The organism is Nocardia sp. NPDC005998, from assembly GCF_040614395.1.
Lineage (GTDB): Bacteria > Actinomycetota > Actinomycetes > Mycobacteriales > Mycobacteriaceae > Nocardia.
The window spans coordinates 336,740-355,070 of record NZ_JBEXUI010000002.1 but is presented as its reverse complement, the minus strand read 5'-3'; the positions used below and the strand labels follow the sequence as shown (position 1 = coordinate 355,070).

The 18,331-nt window shown below is 65.6% G+C and carries 16 protein-coding genes; 5 read left to right on the top strand and 11 right to left on the bottom strand.

Annotation, left to right across the window (positions count from 1 at the left end; all coding sequences use genetic code 11):
* Positions 1-8 precede the first annotated feature (8 nt).
* Entirely contained in the window at positions 9-2,045 is a 2,037-nt protein-coding gene (locus tag ABZ293_RS05220) for a hypothetical protein (protein ID WP_355177436.1), read from the top strand.
* 271 nt (positions 2,046-2,316) lie between these two features.
* Here the strand turns inward: ABZ293_RS05220 and ABZ293_RS05215 are convergent, their stop codons facing one another.
* From ABZ293_RS05215 to ABZ293_RS05180, 8 genes are all read right to left on the bottom strand, one after another.
* The gene (locus tag ABZ293_RS05215; protein ID WP_355177434.1) at positions 2,317-2,766 is read right to left on the bottom strand and encodes a DUF350 domain-containing protein; all 450 of its coding nucleotides are present in this window, start codon (positions 2,764-2,766) and stop codon (positions 2,317-2,319) included.
* A gap of 33 nt (positions 2,767-2,799) precedes the next feature.
* Positions 2,800-3,963: a glutathionylspermidine synthase family protein gene (locus tag ABZ293_RS05210; protein ID WP_355177432.1), complete on the bottom strand. Its 1,164-nt coding sequence runs from the start codon at positions 3,961-3,963 to the stop codon at positions 2,800-2,802.
* Positions 3,963-4,793 (bottom strand): hypothetical protein, encoded by an 831-nt coding sequence (locus tag ABZ293_RS05205; protein WP_355177430.1) that lies wholly within the window; start codon positions 4,791-4,793, stop codon positions 3,963-3,965. Before ABZ293_RS05205 ends, ABZ293_RS05210 begins: the two co-directional genes overlap by 1 nt.
* A 31-nt stretch (positions 4,794-4,824) precedes the next feature.
* On the bottom strand, positions 4,825-5,115 hold the full coding sequence (locus tag ABZ293_RS05200) for an acylphosphatase (RefSeq protein ID WP_354957103.1): 291 nt from the start codon (positions 5,113-5,115) through the stop codon (positions 4,825-4,827).
* Entirely contained in the window at positions 5,115-5,582 is a 468-nt protein-coding gene (locus ABZ293_RS05195; RefSeq protein WP_354957102.1) for an OsmC family protein, read from the bottom strand. Before ABZ293_RS05195 ends, ABZ293_RS05200 begins: the two co-directional genes overlap by 1 nt.
* Before the next feature lie 180 nt (positions 5,583-5,762).
* Positions 5,763-6,470 (bottom strand): response regulator, encoded by a 708-nt coding sequence (locus tag ABZ293_RS05190; RefSeq protein WP_355177863.1) that lies wholly within the window; start codon positions 6,468-6,470, stop codon positions 5,763-5,765.
* 53 nt (positions 6,471-6,523) lie between these two features.
* Positions 6,524-9,025: a sensor histidine kinase KdpD gene (locus ABZ293_RS05185; RefSeq protein ID WP_355177428.1), complete on the bottom strand. Its 2,502-nt coding sequence runs from the start codon at positions 9,023-9,025 to the stop codon at positions 6,524-6,526.
* Entirely contained in the window at positions 9,022-9,195 is a 174-nt protein-coding gene (locus tag ABZ293_RS05180) for a hypothetical protein (RefSeq protein WP_355177426.1), read from the bottom strand. Before ABZ293_RS05180 ends, ABZ293_RS05185 begins: the two co-directional genes overlap by 4 nt.
* A 377-nt stretch (positions 9,196-9,572) precedes the next feature.
* Between ABZ293_RS05180 and ABZ293_RS05175 the strand changes: the two genes are divergently transcribed.
* Genes ABZ293_RS05175 through ABZ293_RS05160 form a run of 4 tightly spaced genes read left to right on the top strand, consistent with a single transcriptional unit; the run spans position 9,573 to position 14,371 of the window.
* The gene (locus tag ABZ293_RS05175; protein WP_355177861.1) at positions 9,573-9,659 is read left to right on the top strand and encodes a potassium-transporting ATPase subunit F; all 87 of its coding nucleotides are present in this window, start codon (positions 9,573-9,575) and stop codon (positions 9,657-9,659) included.
* Positions 9,660-11,330 carry a potassium-transporting ATPase subunit KdpA gene (kdpA, locus tag ABZ293_RS05170; RefSeq protein ID WP_355177424.1) on the top strand — a complete coding sequence of 557 codons (1,671 nt, stop codon included), beginning with the start codon at positions 9,660-9,662 and terminating at the stop codon, positions 11,328-11,330.
* 1 nt (position 11,331) lies between these two features.
* Complete coding sequence (kdpB, locus tag ABZ293_RS05165) at positions 11,332-13,482, top strand: potassium-transporting ATPase subunit KdpB (protein ID WP_355177422.1); 2,151 nt, start codon at positions 11,332-11,334, stop codon at positions 13,480-13,482.
* A 1-nt stretch (position 13,483) separates the two neighbouring features.
* Positions 13,484-14,371 (top strand): potassium-transporting ATPase subunit C, encoded by an 888-nt coding sequence (locus ABZ293_RS05160; protein WP_355177420.1) that lies wholly within the window; start codon positions 13,484-13,486, stop codon positions 14,369-14,371.
* A gap of 79 nt (positions 14,372-14,450) precedes the next feature.
* On the opposite strand, the gene ABZ293_RS05155 is transcribed toward ABZ293_RS05160, so the two are convergent.
* The 3 genes from ABZ293_RS05155 to ABZ293_RS05145 all read right to left on the bottom strand — a co-directional run bounded on the left by ABZ293_RS05155 (position 14,451) and on the right by ABZ293_RS05145 (position 17,962).
* Positions 14,451-14,639, bottom strand: a complete 189-nt coding sequence (locus tag ABZ293_RS05155; protein ID WP_354957095.1) for a hypothetical protein — start codon at positions 14,637-14,639, stop codon at positions 14,451-14,453.
* 84 nt (positions 14,640-14,723) lie between these two features.
* Complete coding sequence (locus ABZ293_RS05150; protein ID WP_355177418.1) at positions 14,724-16,862, bottom strand: glycogen debranching N-terminal domain-containing protein; 2,139 nt, start codon at positions 16,860-16,862, stop codon at positions 14,724-14,726.
* Entirely contained in the window at positions 16,859-17,962 is a 1,104-nt protein-coding gene (locus ABZ293_RS05145) for a glycosyltransferase family 4 protein (protein ID WP_355177859.1), read from the bottom strand. The genes ABZ293_RS05150 and ABZ293_RS05145 overlap by 4 nt, the downstream gene beginning before the upstream one ends.
* Positions 17,963-18,331: the final 369 nt, after the last annotated feature.

The window sequence follows — 18,331 nt, the reverse complement described above, 5'->3', positions numbered from 1 at the left end:
GGGATGTCATGGACACCGTCGCCCGCCCGGAGCGCGCCGACGTCCCGTCCCCGCAGACCTCGCGAATGATCGGGCCGGTCCGGCCGGTTGTCGTCGCGGCCGGATGTCTCATCCTGCTGCAGTTGGCAGTTCGCTATTGGGTGGCCGATAGCGGTTACTTCTACTGGGACGACCTCATTCTGGTCGGCCGCGCGGGAACCTATCCGCTCTGGTCGACGGATCTGCTGCTGTACAACCACGATGGACATTTCATGCCGCTGGCCTTCGCCACGGCCTGGGTGGTGACCGCGGTGGCGCCGTTGACCTGGGCGGGGCCGGTGCTGTCGCTGCTGATCCTGCAACTCGGGGCGTCGGTGGCGGTGCTCCGGATGCTGATCGTGCTGGTCGGCGCGCGCTGGTCGATCCTGGTTCCGCTGGTGTTCTACCTGTTCTGCCCGCTGACACTGCCGGCATACGCATGGTGGGCCGCCGCCCTCAATGCGCTGCCGCTGCAATTCGCCCTCGCCTGGGTGATCGGCGATGCGGTGCGGCTGATCGACAGCGGTCGGCGCCGGTACGCGCTGTCGGGGACCGTGGTTTTCGCAGTAGCGCTGCTGTTCTTCGAGAAGTCGGCAATCGTCCCGTTTGCCGCCTTCGCCGTTGCCGTACTCACCCGCCACGTCGATGGTCTCGGATCCGCGATCCGCGTGGTTGTGCGGCGTGGCGCGGCGCTCTGGGCCGGATCCGGTGTGGTGATGCTCTGTTGGCTGGCCGGATATCTCACGGTCGTGAATGTTTCGGCGCTGCACAGCAGTCCGGGGGAACTGCGCGAGTTACTGCCCGGCGCAACATCATTGGGCATTGTGCCGACACTGTTCGGCGGGCCGTGGAGCTGGGAGCGCTGGCTGCCGTCGACGCCGTGGGCGAATCCGCCGGGCTGGGCGGTGGTGTTCGCGTGGGTCTGTTTGTCGGCCCTGGCGGTGCTGTCGATACGTGCCCGGCTTCGTATCGGGCCGGTGTGGGTGGCGACGGCGGTGTATGTGCTGGTGGCCCAAGTGCCGGTGGCGCTGGTCCGCAGTGGGCCGAATACCGCGGGCGAACTGCTGCAGTCCCTGCGCTACTTCGCCGATATGGCGGTGGTATTGACCGCGGCGGGTGCACTGATATTGCGTGCCCGCCCGCGTGACGTGTTGCGTGCCCGCCCGCGTGACGCGTTGCGTGCCCGCCCGCGTGACGCGTTGCGTGCCCGCCCGCGTGACGCGTTGCGTGCCCGCCCGCGTGACAACGTACCCGTGTTGCGTGACCAGGCGCCCGTGTTGGTTCCGGGCCCTGACGCCGACGCGCACCTCTCGCGTTTCTGGCCACGTGGCCGCGCCCGTATGTTGTTGTCCAGCTTGTGTGGCCGCACCTACGCGTTGCGGCTCGGTCCGCGCACCACTACCGCACTGACGGTGCTGTTCCTCGTGAGCAGCCTCTGGTCCACAACCACGTTCGTGCGCTCATGGCAGATAAACCCGACCAAAACCTATGTCACCAACGTGAAGTCGGCGTTGGCCCACTCCGACGGCGCACCCCTGCTCGAACAGGAAGTGCCGTGGACGGTCCTGAACCCGACGACATACCCCCAGAATCTGACCAGCCGCGTCCTCGCACCGCTCGCGTCCGGCACCACCTTCGCCGATTCGACAACACATCTGCGCATGATCACCGACAGCGGCACGATCGTCGAAGCGGCCGTCTGGTGGAACCGCAGCATCCTGCCCGGCCCGGACCCCAACTGCGGCTACCGCGTTCGAGGCCCCCAACCGACCGACATCCCGCTCGACGGCCCGATGCTCGAACACGAATGGACCGTCCAACTCAACTACCTCGCCAACCGAGACGACCGCATAACCGTCTCCTTCGAACACGGCGCCCCAGTCCCCGCCCCCGTCCGAACCGGCCTGAACACCGTCTACATCCGCGTAACCGGCAGCGGCTCCACCCTCCGAATCAGTCCCCGCACCCCCGGCCTCGACCTCTGCATCGGCGTCGGCCCCGTAGGCGTCGCCTCCTACGACAACTGACCACCCCACGGCGCATGCGTCATCTACCAGGAGGAACAGCCCCTACCACGGCATTCGCTACGCGCTTCAGCTCCGCACGTAATTCGGGCCGCCGACCGTTCTCGTGCACCGAAGCCTCGAATGTCACCGTTCCCGCTGCCAGGCCGGACTGCAGATTCCCAGCCACCTCGAATGCGATGTCGCAGAAGTAATCCGACTGCGCCCGATACAGCTGGACCGCAGGCCGGTCGCCGATTGTCAGCGGCGTACTCGCGCGACCGAGCGGACCGAACTACAGAATGGCGAAGGCGACGACCAGACCGAGCGCGAAGTGCGCCGCCGCCACCACGAGAACTTCGGTGGTGTAGGCATCGGCTGCCAGCACCGCACCGATATCGATGCCGAGTGCCCGCTCGATGACCCGGACCGAGATCACCTGCGCGACAATGCCGACCAACCCGTAGACGCTGGCGGCAATGAGCCCCTCGGACAGTTTGCCCGCCGAGGCGTAGGTCGCGAGCACCACGATGAGGGCCATGCTGACCATGCCCGCGGCGGTGACAATAATGGCATTGGGCTTACCCGCGGCGACCAGCGCGCGCAGTTTGCCGGGTGTGGTCAGATCGATGGCGTAGAAGCCGACGAGCATAAGGGCCAAGCCGACAATGGCGTAGAGGATGATGGCTCCGACGCCGGTGCCGAGCGAGTTCCAGTAACCCGATTCAAGGGCAACTGCGGTCATCGTGATCCTTCCGAGGTGAGGTCGCGTGCTGGCTTATTGCGTAATGCGGTGCGGGACAAAGGCGGAGCCATCGTCGGTGATCAATCCCGCGGTCTCGCGGATGCCAAGTCCGGCCGCATTGTCACCCACGATCCAAGCACCCAGAACGGGACGCATATCGTCGAATTCCGGCAGCGGGTCCAGCAATTGGTAGACGAAACCCTCTTCGCCGTAGACCCCGCCCGTCGCGGTCTCCAGCCCCGCGCCGACAATGGTCATATTCGCGCCCTCGCGCCCGAGTTTCGGCTTGCGGATATATTCGGTGAGCTCATTGGGCTGATCGAGGTAGGCGGGCAGCAGATTCGGATGTCCGGGGTACATCTCCCACAGCACCGCGAGAATCGCCTTATTGCTGAGCAATGTTTTCCATAGCGGTTCGACCCACATGGTCTGCGGCAGACTCGCGACCACCCGCTTGCCGAAATCGTCGTCGAGCACCCACTCCCACGGATAGAGCTTGAAGATCGCATCGATCGAGCCGTCGGCCAGATCGACGAAACGCTCCAGCTCGCTATCGAATCCGACCTCCTCGATGGGCAGCGCGATGGTGTCGAATCCGGCCTCGGCGGCGGTCTCCTGCATATACGCGGTGGTGACATTGTCCTCGCCGGTGGCATCCGCCCCGGACCAGGTGAAGTGCAGTTGCGACGAGGGCAGGATGTCGCGCAGCTCGGTCCAGCGCTCGACCAGCTTCTCGTGCAGTGAATTCCACTGATCGCCATCGGGATACAGCGCGGTCAGCCAGTGCCACTGCACAATTGCGGCCTCGAGCAGTGACGTCGGCGTATCGGCGTTGTACTCCAACAGTTTTGCGGGACGGCGCGCGTCATATCTCAGATCGAAGCGCCCGTAGACATGGGGGTCACTGCGCCGCCATGATTCGGCGATCGGCCCCCAACTCCACTCGGGCAGACCGAAATCCTTGTATCGCTCGGTGAGCACCACATGCTCGACCGCATTCAGGCACATCGAATGCAGCAATTCGACATCGGCCTCCAGCGCGAGAATCTCCGACATCTCGAATTCGTAGTGCACCGATTCGTCCCAGTACGGCCGGGGCAGACCACTCGCATCCCGTCCCGGTGCGCCGTAGACCAGCCCTTGCCCTTCGATGATCTGCTGCCACCCCGCTCGTGGGGCACTCCGTACTCGCCGCATTACGAACCACCGCCGCCGCTCTTGCTACTGGTGCCGAGACCGCCGCGGGTAACGGTGCTGCCGCTCTTGGTCGTGATCTGAGCGCCCTTGGGCTGCACCGTGGTTCCGCCCGTCGGCGGTTTGCCGACGGTATTGTTGCCGCCGTAGTAGTAGCGGTATTGGCTGCCGTTGTAGATGAATATCCCGTTGCTGAGCAGGTGCGCGCCGCCCGCCCCGGACCCGACGGCGTTCGAGGCCGTCTCGCACTGGTCGTCGGGTGTGACGATCTCCTGACCGTTCTGATCGATCACGGTGCAGTACGCGGTCACCTCGTCGGGCTTGGTCAGCGCCTTGTAGGCGAGGTAGCCACCGCCGACCAATCCCGCGACACCGACGATGGCGACACCGCCGATGAGCACGCGCTTGCGGGTGCGCTTCTTGTGCGCGGCGGCGGCCGCGGCCGCCTGCTGCGCCTCTTCGGCGCGCTTGCGGGCCTTGTCCCGCGCCCGCGCCTCGGCCACCGTCGGCGGACGCGGTTGGGTTACTCCGGGCTCTTGGCGCTGGATGCTGCCCGCTCGCGGCGGTGTTCCGAACCGACGGGGTTCGGTGCCCGGCGGTACCGGTGGGGGTGTTTCTGATTCGATGCCTGCGGAGCCGGGAGCTGCCGCGGAGTCGGCTGGACTCGGCTCTGATCCCGCCCCGGTTGCACCGGCGGCCGGTGCCGAAGGTACGACGCCCGGTGCGGATTCCGGTGCGGCCGACCGCGATCCAGCGGCATCAGCGCCCGGCGCCGAATCGGGCGCACCGGACGGCTCCGCATCGTCTCCCGTACCCGGACCCCCCGTACTCAACGATCACGTCCCTGGGTCGTCGCACCTACCACTAACGCTCCTCGAATCCGGACAAATCGCCCCGCGGGGGTTCCCAGCTTTCCACAACCAGGTCAACCCGACCAGGTGTATCACCCGAACGCAAGAGATCCAGCAACATTTCGCATGCGGGTCGCGGCCCCTCGGCCACCACATGCACCCGGCCGTCGCGCGAATTGGTGGCATATCCGACCACACCGAGCGCCAGCGCCCGCGAACGAGTCCACCAGCGGAAGCCAACGCCCTGCACGTATCCGTGCACCCACGCGCTCAGCCGGACCTGTTCCGGGTGCGGCGCCGCCATCACGCCTCGATATCGAAGGTCAGTGTCACCTTGGCACCCGCCTTCAGCGTCCGGCCGACGGTGCAGACCTTGTCGATGGCGCGCTGGACAGTGACCAGCAACCGCTCCCGCGCCTGCTCGTCCAGGTCGCTGAGGTCGAGTTCGAACACCTCGTCGAGCTGCGGGTACACCTCGTTCTCGCGGTCGGCGTCGCCGGAGACGCGAATGGTCGCGTCGAAACTGTCACCCAGCTTGCGCGCGAGCGGGACGTCCGCGCTCAGTCCGGAGCAGCCCGCCAGGGCGATCTTCAGCAGCTCACCCGGGGTGAACGCACCCGGTACGCCCTGCGATGCGATCAATACCTCGGCACCGCGCGAGCTGCGGCCGGTGTACGCCCTGGTCCCGGTGCGCTCGACCCACAGCGTGGTCGGCTCGGTCGCGGCGGGCGCGCTGGTCGGGGTCGCGGATGCGGTGGTCTGGTCAGCCATGGTTTCGATCCTGCCAGTTCCGCCTCTCCGAATATTCAGGCCATACCAGTTGGGTGCCCCTCGAGTCCGGCTCAGGTCCTGCGTCGTGTGCCTGGTCGGGTCTTGGGCGTACCCGACGAGTTACCCATGTTCTTCCGAAATCAGTTGTCATGTCGCTCGCAACAGCTGCCGCTACCGTCGCTATTCCTGGAAGCGGTATCCCATACCCGCCTCGGTCAGCAGATGCTTCGGATTCGATGGATCAACCTCGAGCTTGCGCCGCAACTGCGCGAGATATACCCGCAGATAATGGGTTTCGGTGGCATACGACGGTCCCCACACCTCGCGCAGTAGTTCACGCCGCCCGACCAGCTTGCCCCGATTGCGCACCAGCATCTCGAGCATCCCCCACTCGGTCGGGGTCAGATGCACCGGCTCACCGTTCTTGGTGACCTTCTTCGCGGCGAGGTCGACGGTGAACGAGGAGGTCACCACCACCGGATCGGCGGCATCGGTATCGGTGGCACCGCGCCGGACCGCGGCCCGCAGCCGCGCCAGCAGTTCGTCCATACCGAACGGTTTGGTGACGTAGTCGTCCGCGCCCGCGTCCAGCGCCTCCACCTTGTCGGTCGAATCGGTCCGCGCCGAGAGCACGATCACCGGCGCGGCGGTCCAGCCGCGCAGCCCGGCCAATACCTCGATACCGTCCATATCCGGCAGGCCGAGATCCAAGATGACCACATCGGGATGCTTATCAGCGGCAGCGCGCAATGCGGCGGCACCGGTGCCCGCGGTGATCACCTCATAGCCGCGCACCGACAGGTTGATGCGCAGGGCGCGCACGATCTGCGGTTCGTCATCGACCACCAGCACCTTGGTCGACGGTGCATCCTGCTTCTTGTCGGTCATCGCGACTTCCTGTGCGGTCCGGGGCAGCGGTGCTTCCACATCGGTTGTGATCATCATCGGCCGCTCACTTCGGTTTCGTCGGCAGGCAGGTCCACGATCATGGTCAATCCTCCGCCTGGTGTCGGTTCGGCGTGCACAGTGCCGCCCATCGCCTCGACGAATCCGCGCACCACCGACAGGCCGAGCCCGACTCCGGTGGTGTTGTCGCGATCGCCGAGCCGCTGGAACGGCTCGAACAATTGCTCCTCGGCCCCCGGCGGCACACCGGGGCCGACATCGATCACGGCGATCGACACGCGGTCGCCGTCACGTTCCGCGGTCACCCGCACGGGTGTGTCGCGCATCGAATGCCGCAGCGCATTATCGATCAAATTGGCGAGCACGCGCTCGAGCAGACCGCTGTCGGCCCGCACCGAGACCTCGCCGACCTCAACCTTCACCCGATCCATGGCCGCTCGTCGCAGCCCGCGCGCGCCCATCCCGACGCTCACCAGGGCCTGGTGCACCACCTCGTCCATGTACACCCGACGGAACTGCGGCTGTACAACACCGACCGCCAGGCGCGACGAATCGAGCAGATTGCCGACGAGCGCGGTCAGCTGATCCACCGATTCCTCGATCGTTTCCAGCAATTCGACGGTGTCCTCGGGCGAGAACTCGATGTCATCGCTGCGCAGGCTGGACACCGCGGCCTTGGCCCCGGCCAGCGGTGTGCGCAGGTCGTGGCTCACCGCGGACAGCAGCGCCCGACGCAACCGGTCGGCCTCGAGCAATGCCGCGGCGGCGCTGGCCTCCTCGGCGAGCCGGGATTGCCGGACCAACCCAGCCGCCTGGTTGGCGACCGCGTTGAGGACCGGTCGGTCGGTTGCGGCCAGTGGGCGTCCTGCCAGCAGCAACCAGCTCGTCGCATCGCCCGCCTGGATGGCGGTCTCGGCCTCCGATACGCGCTGCGGCGGACTGGTGCCGACCGCGGCGATCACCTCATCGCCGCACAGCATGCTGACCGCGCGCAGACCATAGGTTTCGCGGACCTGTTCCAGCAGATTGGGCAGATCCGCTCCGTGCAACACGGCACCGGCGAACAGCGTCAGCAACTCGGCCTGGTGGGAGGCCCGGCGCGCCTGGCGGGTCTGTTTAGCGGCCACATCCACCAGCGCCGCGACCGCCACTGCCACGATCAGCAACACCACAACCGTGACGAAACTGTCCGGTTCGGCAATCGTGAGGCTGTAGCGCGGCTCGACGAAGAACCAGTTCAACAGCATGCCCGACAGCAACGCCGACAGTGCCGCGGGGACAACGCCACCCAGCAGCGCGACCGCGACGACGCCGATGAAAAACAGCGCGCTGAGACCGCCGAGTTCGAGATAACCGTCGACCAGGGAGCAGATGACCGAGACCAGCATCGGTACCAGGACGGCCGCCAGCCAGGCCCGGATCGGCTGCCGCGGCATCAGCGAATAGCGGCGCATGCCACGGTGAGCTTCCTCATGCGTGACCATGTGCACGTCGATCTTGCCGGAGGCCTGCACCACCGCGGAGCCGATGCCCTCGTCGAGCATGCGCGCCCAGCGCGAGCGCCGCGACGTGCCGAGCACCAACTGCGTCGCGTTCACCTCGCGGGCGAACTCCAGCAGCGTATTCGGCACATCATCACCGGTGACCGTATGCAGCGACGCGTCCAGACTGGCGGCCAGTTCTCGCAATCGAGCCAGCCGCTCTGCCGACACACCCGCCAGTCCATCGCCGCGCACCACATGCACCAGCACCAGCTCGGCACTGGATTTGGTCGCAATCCGGCTGGCCCGGCGCACCACGGTCTCCGACTCCGGACCGCCGGTCACCGCGACGACGACGCGTTCGCGCGCCTCCCACAGATCCGTGATCTTGTGGTCGGCACGATATTTCGCCAGGGCGGCGTCGACCTGGTCGGCCAGCCATAGCAGCGCCAACTCGCGCAGCGCGGTGAGGTTACCCGGCCGGAAGTAGTTGCGCAGTGCCGCATCGACCCTGTCCGCGGCGTAGACATTGCCGTGGGACAGCCTGCGCCGCAACGCCTCCGGTGTGATGTCGACCAGTTCGACCTGGTCGGCACTGCGCACCACGGCGTCGGGCACCGTCTCCTTCTGCTGGATGCCGGTAATCTGCTCGACGACGTCGTTGAGGCTCTCCAAATGCTGCACATTGACCGTCGAGATCACATCGATCCCCGCGTTCAGCAAATCCTCGACGTCCTGCCAGCGCTTCTCGTGTTTGCTGCCGGGCGCATTGGTATGGGCGAGCTCGTCGACCAGCACCACCGTGGGCTGACGCCGCAGCACCGCCTCCACATCGAGTTCGGGCAGCGTGGTGCCGCGGTAGGCCACCATGCGCGGCGGGATCCGCTCGATACCTTCCAACAGCTCGGCGGTCTTGGCCCGACCGTGTGTCTCCACTACCCCAGCTACCACGTCGCGGCCGCGTTCGAGTCGGCGATGGGCCTCGCCCAACATCGCGTAGGTCTTACCGACTCCCGGGGCCGCACCGAGGTAGATGCGCAGTTGGCCGCGTTTCACTCTTTTATCATCGCGCGCCACGGCGTGTCGCCGGAGATCCGTACCGGGTCTGTCGCGGCAGCGGATTGCCATGCCCGCGCATCGCGCCCCTCCAACACCATCGACAGCGCGCGGATGGCCAGCGCGCACAGCACAAATCCGATGATCACCGCGACCGCGACAGCCGACATGACGACCCTTTCACCAACCGACAGAACCCCGGCCGCGCTGGATTGCTCCGCATGGCCGGACCATGACTTTCTACTCCCGTATAGGCCGCCCAACTCGATCTTTACGGTGTGTTGACGGCTTGTCGGCCGACCTTGACGGCATCCTTTCAACCGTGCCCGAACGGTTCGCGTAAATGAACCGTCAATGCTCTCCAATGGTCCGCTAAGGACCCGTAAACACACTCGGCACCAGCTCGAATGACCGCTTGACTCACCCTGTCGCGCTCCGTACAGGGAGCGCCATTGGAGGTTGTGTAAATGTCTGTCGTGGTGTTCACGGTGGTTACCGTGGCGATCTTCGCGCTGCTGGGTCTGGTCCAGCGGGGGGTGGAAAAACTGTGATCGCGAACCTGATCGGTTTGATTCTGGCCGTCCTCGTCGCGATCTACATGGTGGCGGCGCTGCTTTTCCCCGAGAGGTTCTAGGTGAACACGACCACAGCGGGGATCGCCTTCCTGGCGGCCCTGATCATCGCGCTCGCCCTGGTTCATGTGCCGCTCGGCGACTACATGTTCCGGGTCTACAGCGCCAAGAAACACTCCCGCGCCGAGCGGGTCATCTACAAGGCCATCGGTGTACAGCCCGAGGTCGAACAGAGCTGGGGCGTCTACGCCCGCAGCGTGCTGGCGTTCTCCGCGGTCAGCATTGTGTTCCTGTTCTTCTTCCAGCTGATCCAGGGCAAACTCCCACTGCATCTCAACGATCCGGGCACCGAGATGACCCCGGCGCTGGCGTGGAACACCGCGATCAGCTTCGTGACGAATACGAACTGGCAGAACTACTCCGGTGAGTCGACCCAGGGCCACCTGGTGCAGATGGCCGGGCTCGCGGTGCAGAACTTCGTCTCCGCGGCCGTCGGTATGGCGGTGGCGGTCGCGCTGGTGCGTGGCTTCGCCCGCAGGCACACCGGTGATCTGGGGAACTTCTGGGTGGATCTGGTGCGCGGCACCATTCGCATTCTGCTGCCGATCGCGTTCGTTTTTGCGATCGTGCTCGTCGCCGGTGGCGCGATCCAGAACTTCCACCTGCACGACCAGATCGCCCAGACCCTCAACGGCACCGAGCAAACGATCACGGGCGGGCCGGTGGCCAGCCAGGAGGTGATCAAGGAACTCGGCACCAACGGCGGTGGCTTCTACAACGCCAACTCCGCACACCCGTTCGAGAACCCCAACGCGTGGACCAACTGGCTCGAGATCTTCCTGCTGCTGGTAATCAGCTTCTCGCTGCCACGCACCTTCGGCCGGATGGTCGGCAGCAAGCGCCAGGGGTACGCGATCGTGGCGGTGATGGGCACGATCGCGCTGATCAGCGTGACCCTGCAGAACTTCTTCCAGCTGCAGCACCACGGCACCGTCCCGACCGCGATCGGCGCATCGCTGGAGGGTGTCGAAACCCGTTTCGGTGTGGCCGATTCCGCGACGTTCGCGACCGCGACCACGCTGACCTCGACCGGTGCGGTGGACTCCTTCCACGACTCCTACACCAGCCTCGGCGGCATGATGACCATGTTCAACATGCAGCTGGGTGAGGTCGCGCCAGGTGGTACCGGCTCGGGTCTGTACGGCATGCTCATCCTCGCGGTGATCACCGTCTTCGTCGCCGGTCTCATGGTCGGTCGCACCCCGGAATACCTCGGCAAGAAGATCACCCCGCGCGAGATCAAGCTCGCCGCTTCCTACTTCCTGATCAGCCCGCTCATCGTGCTGGTCGGCACGGCCGCCGCGATGGCCATGCCCGGACAACGCGCCGGAATGCTCAACTCCGGACCACACGGGTTGTCGGAAGTGCTCTACGCCTTCACCTCCGCGGCGAACAACAACGGCTCCGCCTTCGCGGGCCTGACCGGCAATACCGAGTGGTACAACACCGCCCTGGGCCTGGCCATGGTCTTCGGCCGCTTCCTGCCCATCATCTTCGTACTGGCCCTCGCCGGTTCACTCGCCCAACAGGGACAGACCCCCGAGTCGATCGGCACACTGCCGACGCACCGGCCACAGTTCGTCGGCATGGTCGTCGGCGTCACCGTGATCCTGGTCGCGCTGACCTTCCTGCCCGCACTCGCACTCGGGCCGCTCGCCGAAGGAATCCACTGATATGTCCACTACGACAACCGAACCGAACACCGCATCGGTCCACAATCGCGAGCGCAAACGTGGCGTCCAGCGGGGCGTGCTGGACCCGAAGATGCTGCTGACATCCATTCCCGACGCGGTGAAGAAGCTCGATCCGCGCGTCATGTGGCGCAATCCGGTCATGCTCATCGTCGAGATCGGCGCGGTCTGGTCGACCGTGCTCGCGCTGACCAAGCCGACGTTCTTCTCCTGGGCAATCGTCGTATGGCTTTGGCTCACTGTCATCTTCGCCAATCTGGCCGAGGCGGTGGCGGAGGGACGGGGTAAGGCGCAGGCCGATACTCTGCGTAAAGCCAAGACCGACACCATGGCTCGGCGACTGGTCAACTGGTCGCCCGGCGCGCGCATCGTCGAGGAAAGCGTCGGGGCTCCGACGCTGCAACGCGGCGACTATGTCGTGGTGGAGGCGGGCCAGGTCATCCCGGGTGACGGTGATGTCGTGGAAGGCATCGCCTCGGTGGACGAATCGGCCATCACCGGCGAATCCGCACCGGTCATCCGGGAATCCGGCGGTGACCGCTCGGCGGTCACCGGCGGCACCACGGTGCTCTCGGACCGGATCGTCGTCAAGATCACCCAGGAGCCGGGTGCGAGCTTCATCGACAAGATGATCGCCCTGGTCGAGGGCGCATCACGGCAGAAGACGCCGAACGAGATCGCGCTGAACATCCTGCTCGCGGCTTTGACCATCATCTTCGTCTTCGCGGTCGCCACACTGCAGCCGCTGGCGATATTCGCCAAGTCGAACAACCCAGGGGTGCCCGATACTTCGGCACTGGATGTGCACGGCGTCACCGGAATCGTGATGGTCTCGCTGCTGGTGTGTCTGATCCCGACCACCATCGGCGCGCTGCTGTCGGCCATCGGCATCGCCGGTATGGACCGTCTGGTCCAGCGCAACGTGCTCGCCATGTCCGGACGCGCCGTCGAGGCCGCCGGTGACGTGAACACCCTGCTGCTGGACAAGACCGGCACCATCACCCTCGGCAACCGCCAAGCCTCGGAATTCGTACCGATGCCCGGCATCCCGGATGACGAACTGGCCGATGCCGCACAGCTTTCCAGCCTCGCCGACGAAACCCCCGAGGGGCGCTCCATCGTCGTGTACGCGAAGCAGGCGTTCAACAAGCGTGAGCGCACACCGGGCGAGCTAACCGGCGCAACCTGGGTGGAATTCACCGCCCAGACCCGCATGTCGGGCGTGAACCTGGCCGACGGTCACCGGCTGCGCAAGGGAGCGGCGAGCGCCGTGACGGAATGGGTTCGCGCGCAAGGCGGGGACGTACCCAACGAGATCGGCGTGATCGTCGACGGCATCTCGGCCTCGGGTGGTACCCCGCTGGTCGTCGGTGAGGTCAATGACGGCAAGGCCCGGCTGCTCGGCGTGATCCACCTGAAAGACGTTGTGAAGCAGGGCATGCGGGAACGCTTCGACGAAATGCGCCGCATGGGCATCCGCACAGTGATGATCACCGGCGATAACCCGTTGACCGCCAAGGCAATTGCCGATGAGGCCGGTGTGGACGACTTCCTCGCCGAGGCCACACCAGAGGACAAGCTGGCGCTGATCAAGAAGGAGCAGGACGGCGGTCGGCTGGTCGCCATGACCGGTGACGGCACCAACGACGCCCCCGCATTGGCCCAAGCCGATGTCGGTGTCGCGATGAACACCGGCACCTCCGCAGCCAAAGAGGCCGGAAATATGGTGGATCTGGATTCGGATCCGACCAAGCTCATCGAAATCGTGGAGATCGGCAAACAGTTGCTCATCACCCGCGGTGCGCTGACCACGTTCTCGATCGCCAACGACATCGCCAAGTACTTCGCGATCATTCCCGCGTTGTTCGTGGCGCTGTTCCCGGGCCTCGACCTGCTCAATGTCATGCGTCTGTCGAGCCCGCAATCGGCGATCCTGTCGGCGGTCATCTTCAACGCGCTGGTCATCATCGCGCTGATCCCGCTGGCGCTGCGCGGGGTGAACTACACCCCCACCAACGCCTCGAAACTGTTGACCCGCAACCTGACGATCTACGGCCTCGGCGGCATCATCGCGCCGTTCATCGGCATCAAACTCATCGACCTCGTTGTCCAACTCCTCCCCGGGATGTCCTGATATGCGAATGTCAACTTGGATCCGGCAGCACCTGGCCGCGTTGCGTGCGCTACTGGTACTCACCGCGATCACCGGAATCGCCTACCCCATTGCGGTCTTCGCGGTCGCCCAGATTCCCGGCCTGCACGATAAGGCGGATGGATCGCTGATCACGGTCGACGGCAGAGTCGTCGGCTCCAGTCTGATCGGGCAGTCGTTCACCGATAAAGACGGCAACGCGCTGGCGCAGTACTTCCAGAGCCGCCCGTCGGCCGCGGGTGACGGCTACGACCCGCTCTCGACCGCGGCGAGCAACCTCGGCCCGGAGAGCATCGTGGACACCCTCGACGCGGATCCGGCGAACGTGAAGTTGAGCCTGCTCTCTACCGTGTGCTCGCGCAGCAAGGCGATCGGCGACCGTGAGGGGGTCGACGGCAGCCGTCCGTTCTGCACCAAAGACGGTGTGGGCGCGGTGCTCTCGGTGATCGGACCACGCGACGCCGACGGCGAGGTTTCGCATCCGGTGCAGGTCGTCAGCGTCAACGAGGCGTGCCCGACGACACCGTTCCTCGACACCTACAAAGGCGTCAAGGTCGAATGCGCCAAGCCTGGTGAGGACTACTCGGTCGGCCGGATCATCCCGATCCGCGGTGGCGCCTCGACCGACACCGCCGTGCCCACCGATGCGGTCACCGCGAGTGGTAGTGGCCTCGACCCGCACATCTCGCCGGAGTACGCCGCCATCCAGGTGACGCGAATCGCCAAGGCCCGCAATATCTCCGCAGATCAGGTACGTGAAGTCATCGACGCCCACACCGACGGCCGCACCCTTGGCTTCCTCGGTGAACCACGCGTCAACGTGGTCGAACTGAATATCGACCTCGACAGCAAGTACCCGTTCCGCGGGTAGGCCCAACATCGGCACGAGCGCCCATTCCCGAACGGAATCCACTGGATCACACCGGGAATGGGCGCTTCGCGCATTCCGGTCAGCTGTCCTCGACGCAACCGAAACAAAACGCCGCGGCGGCGAGATACTGACGGCATTCCGGGCCGTGCCCCGCGTGTGTACTGCAGATGAACCGCGCCCGGTCCAGATCCAGATCCATGATGGGCTCCGCGCTGCAATCACGGTGCTGTGTGATCCACAGATCCCTGATATCCAGTGATGTCTGCATCGTGCACCTCCAGCCTGCGAGTATCAGTGGAGAAGCATGGCAATTACCTGGCTGGCATACCCGATCCCGCGCGATTCATCCACATCAGGTGATCAACTGCCAGTCATCGGGCACGCGCGCGGCAGTGATCTGATCACCCTCCGCGACCAGATCGACCGTCACCGAATCCAACTTCAGATCGCTCAACGCGACCCTGCCCCACACCGATGGCAGCTGCGGATGCACGGTAAGCGTGCGGGCGGGTACGTCGGGATCCAAGCCGAAGAAGGCACGCACCAGCAGCAGCGGTGCCGCACTCGCCCAGGCCTGCGGTGAGCAGGAGGTCGGATACGGGACCGGAACCGCGAACTGGTCGCGCGGAAATCCGCAGAACAGCTCGGGCAGTCGACCGCCGAAAGACGCGGCCGCATCGAGTAATCCGCAAGCGAGCCGGGTGGCGAGCTCGACCGCGCCCGGTATATGCCGGTAGCGCAGTAGACCCGCGACAGCGATCGCGGTGTCATGCGGCCAGACCGAGCCGCAGTGATAGCTCATCGGGTTGTAGGCGCCCATCGTCGAGCCGAGCGTGCGCAGCCCGAAGCCGGTGTCCATCTCCGGGCCCCCCAGCCGCTCGATGAGTTGGGCGGCATGCTCGTCACTGGCGATGCCGGTCCAGAGACATTGCGCCGCATTGCTGGTCAGGGCGTCGACGTGCTGTTTGCGGCCGTCCAGCGCGACCGCATACCACCCTCGGCCCGGCAGCCAGAACTGTTCGGCGAATTTGCCGCGCAGTTCGGCGGCGCGCTCGCGCAACCGAGTCGCAGCACTCAGGTCGTCGAATGCCTCGGCCAACTCCGCGCGGGCCTGCAATGCGGCATACGCATAACCTTGCACCTCACACAGCGCGATCGGCGCCTCCGCGAGATGTCCTGCGGCATCGTTGATTCCGTCGAAACTATCCTTCCAGCCCTGATTGGCCAGGCCGCGGTCGGTGGCGCGACGGTATTCGATGAAGCCGTCGCCGTCGCGGTCGCCGAATTCGGTGATCCACTGCACCCCGGCGTCGGCGGCGGGCAGCAGTGCCTTGATCACCTCCGGATCCGCACCCCACCGATGACATTCCGCCAGCAGCATCACGAAAAGTGGGGTGGCGTCGGCGGTTCCGTAGTAGGTACTGCCGCCGAGCACGTGCCCGCTGGCCGGGCCGCGGCGCATTTCGTGCATGATCCGCCCCGGCTCCTCCTCGGTGAGCGGATCGACGCTCTGACCTTGCAGTTCGGCCAACTGCTGCAGTGTGCCCAGCGCGAGATCCACTTCCAACGGCAGCGCCATCCACGCGGTGAGCAGACTGTCCCGACCGAACAGGGTCATGAACCACGGCGCACCCGCCGCGACGAATGGACGGCTCTCGCCGGTTTCGTCGTGGATCTGCAAGGCGCCCAGGTCACTTTCCGAACGCCGCAACACCTGAGTGAGCACCGGATCCGCCGCGGTGATCTTCGTCGCCGTATGCCGCCAGGCCGCCATCTTCCGGCTCGGCGCACTGAGCCCATGGTGCTCCCCCGGCGCCAATGGCGCCTGCACCCGCTGATTGCCGACCGTCGGCTGGGCCACGATTTCGGTTTGCCAGGTTTCGCCTGGCGGCACGACAACCCGCCAGATCAGCGTGCCGGGCAGGAATACGGGCTCGACAGTCGCCGAGACCGAGAGCCCGCGGGTTCGATCGGCGCGGTCGTGCAGCAGCAATTCCCCTTCGGCCACCGTGACCTCGGCCCGACCGTGCGCGGCGCGGCCTTCCTTGACCGCGAACAGGTCGATGAAATCGGCGTCGACATGCAGTTCCAAGGCGACCGCAGTGGCCTCCCTACCCATATTCTGCAGGCTCAGCACCTCGTGCATGCCGTCGGCGACGAGACGTTCGCGCACCACCAGCAGTGTGCTGTCGGCCATTCCCGCCTGTGGCGGTCGGCGCAGCACAAATCTGGCGGCGAACGCCTCCGGGCTCAGCACCGACAGCGATTCGGCGGGTTTGCCGTCCACCAGCAACTCCCAGCGGGAGATGACGCGGGTGTCCCGGAAGAACAGCCCGTGCGGTCGCCCCGGTTCGACATCGCCGAGCCGGTCCGACAGACAGAAGGTGCCGCCCTCGACCAAGGTCACCGACCCCCCGCAGCCGCCGAATCCCGTTGGCTCACCGGCATTCAGCGGCGCGGGACTCGGCGTACTGCCGACTTCTGCGGTCATACTCGTTCGCTCGCCGGAATCCGGACCGGCATCGTCTCCCCGAGCAATCGTGCCGCACGAGTCTGTCGCCGCGAACGCAAGAGCTGGTGATAGACCTGCTCATAGCCGCGGCCCAGCGGACCAGCGCCGAAGTTCGCCTCGACGTGCGCGCGGCATACGGCCGGATCCACATCGCGCACTTCCTCTATCGCGGCGGGCAATTCGGCGGGATCATCGCAGATCCGGCCGGTGACACCGTCGATGACGACCTCCTCGACCGCGCCGCCGCGCAAAGCGACCACCGGCGTGCCGCAGACCATCGATTCGATCATCACCATGCCGAACGGTTCCTCCCACCTGATGGGGAACAGCAGGCAGCGCGCATTCGCGAGCAGTTTGCGCTTGGCCGTTGCGTCGGCCATGCCGAACAGATGATCTCGTTCGGTCAGCAGCGGGCGCACCTCTTTCTCGAAAAACGCCTGCTCGGGCGGTTCACTGCACTTGCCAGCGAGCACCAGCGGAATACCGGCCTCATGCGCGGCCTGCAACGCCAGATGCGGCCCCTTGGCCTCGGTGAAGCGCCCGAGGAACAGTGCGTAGTCGCCCTTCTCCACCTGGAACGGCCACTGGTCGACATGCAGGGCGTTGTGTACGCGACCGACCCAGTTCAGATCCGGAGCCAGTTCGCGCTGCCGGTCGCTGATGGCCACCAGCGACACTTCCTGGCCCAATTCGCGGTAATACCGGCGGGAATCGCCCTCGTCGACCGGCCCGTGCACGGTCACCACCGTGGGCAGGCCGAGGCCCATATAGGCCGGGGCGTTCAGCGGTCCGGCAAAGGTGTGGTCGTGCACCAGATCCACCCCGGAGGTGCTCGCGATCTGCTCGATCGCCCTTCGCACCTTCAATGCGTGGACGACCTCCGGGAACGGCTCGCCGAGCCGTTCGGGCAATGCGCGATCCCAGACCGGGATGAATTTAGCCTTGGTACCGGGTTCACCGGCACCGAACAAGGTCACGTCGTGGCCGCGGGCAACCAGTGCATCGACCAAATCGGCGACAACCGCCTCGACGCCCCCATAGGCCTTCGGCGGTACGTCGAAGTAGGGCGGAACAACCATGGCAATGCGGAATCGTTCACCGACGTGCTCAGTGGACAGCAGATCCGAAGAGGCAATGGGCGCCGCAAGCGGCGCGAATAAGCCTGCGCTCATGACCATCCTTCCAGGGACAACCTTGGGCACATCCACCCAGCGACTCGGTGCGCTGGGCGCCGAACAAGCTGGCCGCCGCGGCGGAGGTGGAGACAAAGCCTGCACCGCCGTCCATCAGGGCTCGGTTGGCCTGGTCACGCCGATCGCGCGAACAGGGGGGCCGCACCAAGACGTACCTCATCGCGACCCATTCAAACCAGGCAGTTTGTCCGAAATCTTACATAGTGAGATTTCAGACCGTGCTGACCGCCCTCGAAATCAAGGGGCCTTGCACGG

Bases quoted from the DNA above. Each gene is read 5' to 3' on its own strand.
- ABZ293_RS05220 (WP_355177436.1), top strand. From the start codon at position 9: ATGGACACCGTCGCCCGCCCGGAGCGCGCCGACGTCCCGTCCCCGCAG.
- ABZ293_RS05215 (WP_355177434.1), bottom strand. From the start codon at position 2,766: ATGACCGCAGTTGCCCTTGAATCGGGTTACTGGAACTCGCTCGGCACC.
- ABZ293_RS05210 (WP_355177432.1), bottom strand. From the start codon at position 3,963: ATGCGGCGAGTACGGAGTGCCCCACGAGCGGGGTGGCAGCAGATCATC.
- ABZ293_RS05200 (WP_354957103.1), bottom strand. From the start codon at position 5,115: ATGGCGGCGCCGCACCCGGAACAGGTCCGGCTGAGCGCGTGGGTGCAC.
- ABZ293_RS05195 (WP_354957102.1), bottom strand. From the start codon at position 5,582: ATGGCTGACCAGACCACCGCATCCGCGACCCCGACCAGCGCGCCCGCC.
- ABZ293_RS05190 (WP_355177863.1), bottom strand. From the start codon at position 6,470: ATGACCGACAAGAAGCAGGATGCACCGTCGACCAAGGTGCTGGTGGTC.
- ABZ293_RS05180 (WP_355177426.1), bottom strand. From the start codon at position 9,195: ATGTCGGCTGTCGCGGTCGCGGTGATCATCGGATTTGTGCTGTGCGCG.
- kdpB (WP_355177422.1), top strand. From the start codon at position 11,332: ATGTCCACTACGACAACCGAACCGAACACCGCATCGGTCCACAATCGC.
- ABZ293_RS05160 (WP_355177420.1), top strand. From the start codon at position 13,484: ATGCGAATGTCAACTTGGATCCGGCAGCACCTGGCCGCGTTGCGTGCG.
- ABZ293_RS05155 (WP_354957095.1), bottom strand. From the start codon at position 14,639: ATGCAGACATCACTGGATATCAGGGATCTGTGGATCACACAGCACCGT.
- ABZ293_RS05150 (WP_355177418.1), bottom strand. From the start codon at position 16,862: ATGACCGCAGAAGTCGGCAGTACGCCGAGTCCCGCGCCGCTGAATGCC.
- ABZ293_RS05145 (WP_355177859.1), bottom strand. From the start codon at position 17,962: ATGGTTGTTCCGCCCTACTTCGACGTACCGCCGAAGGCCTATGGGGGC.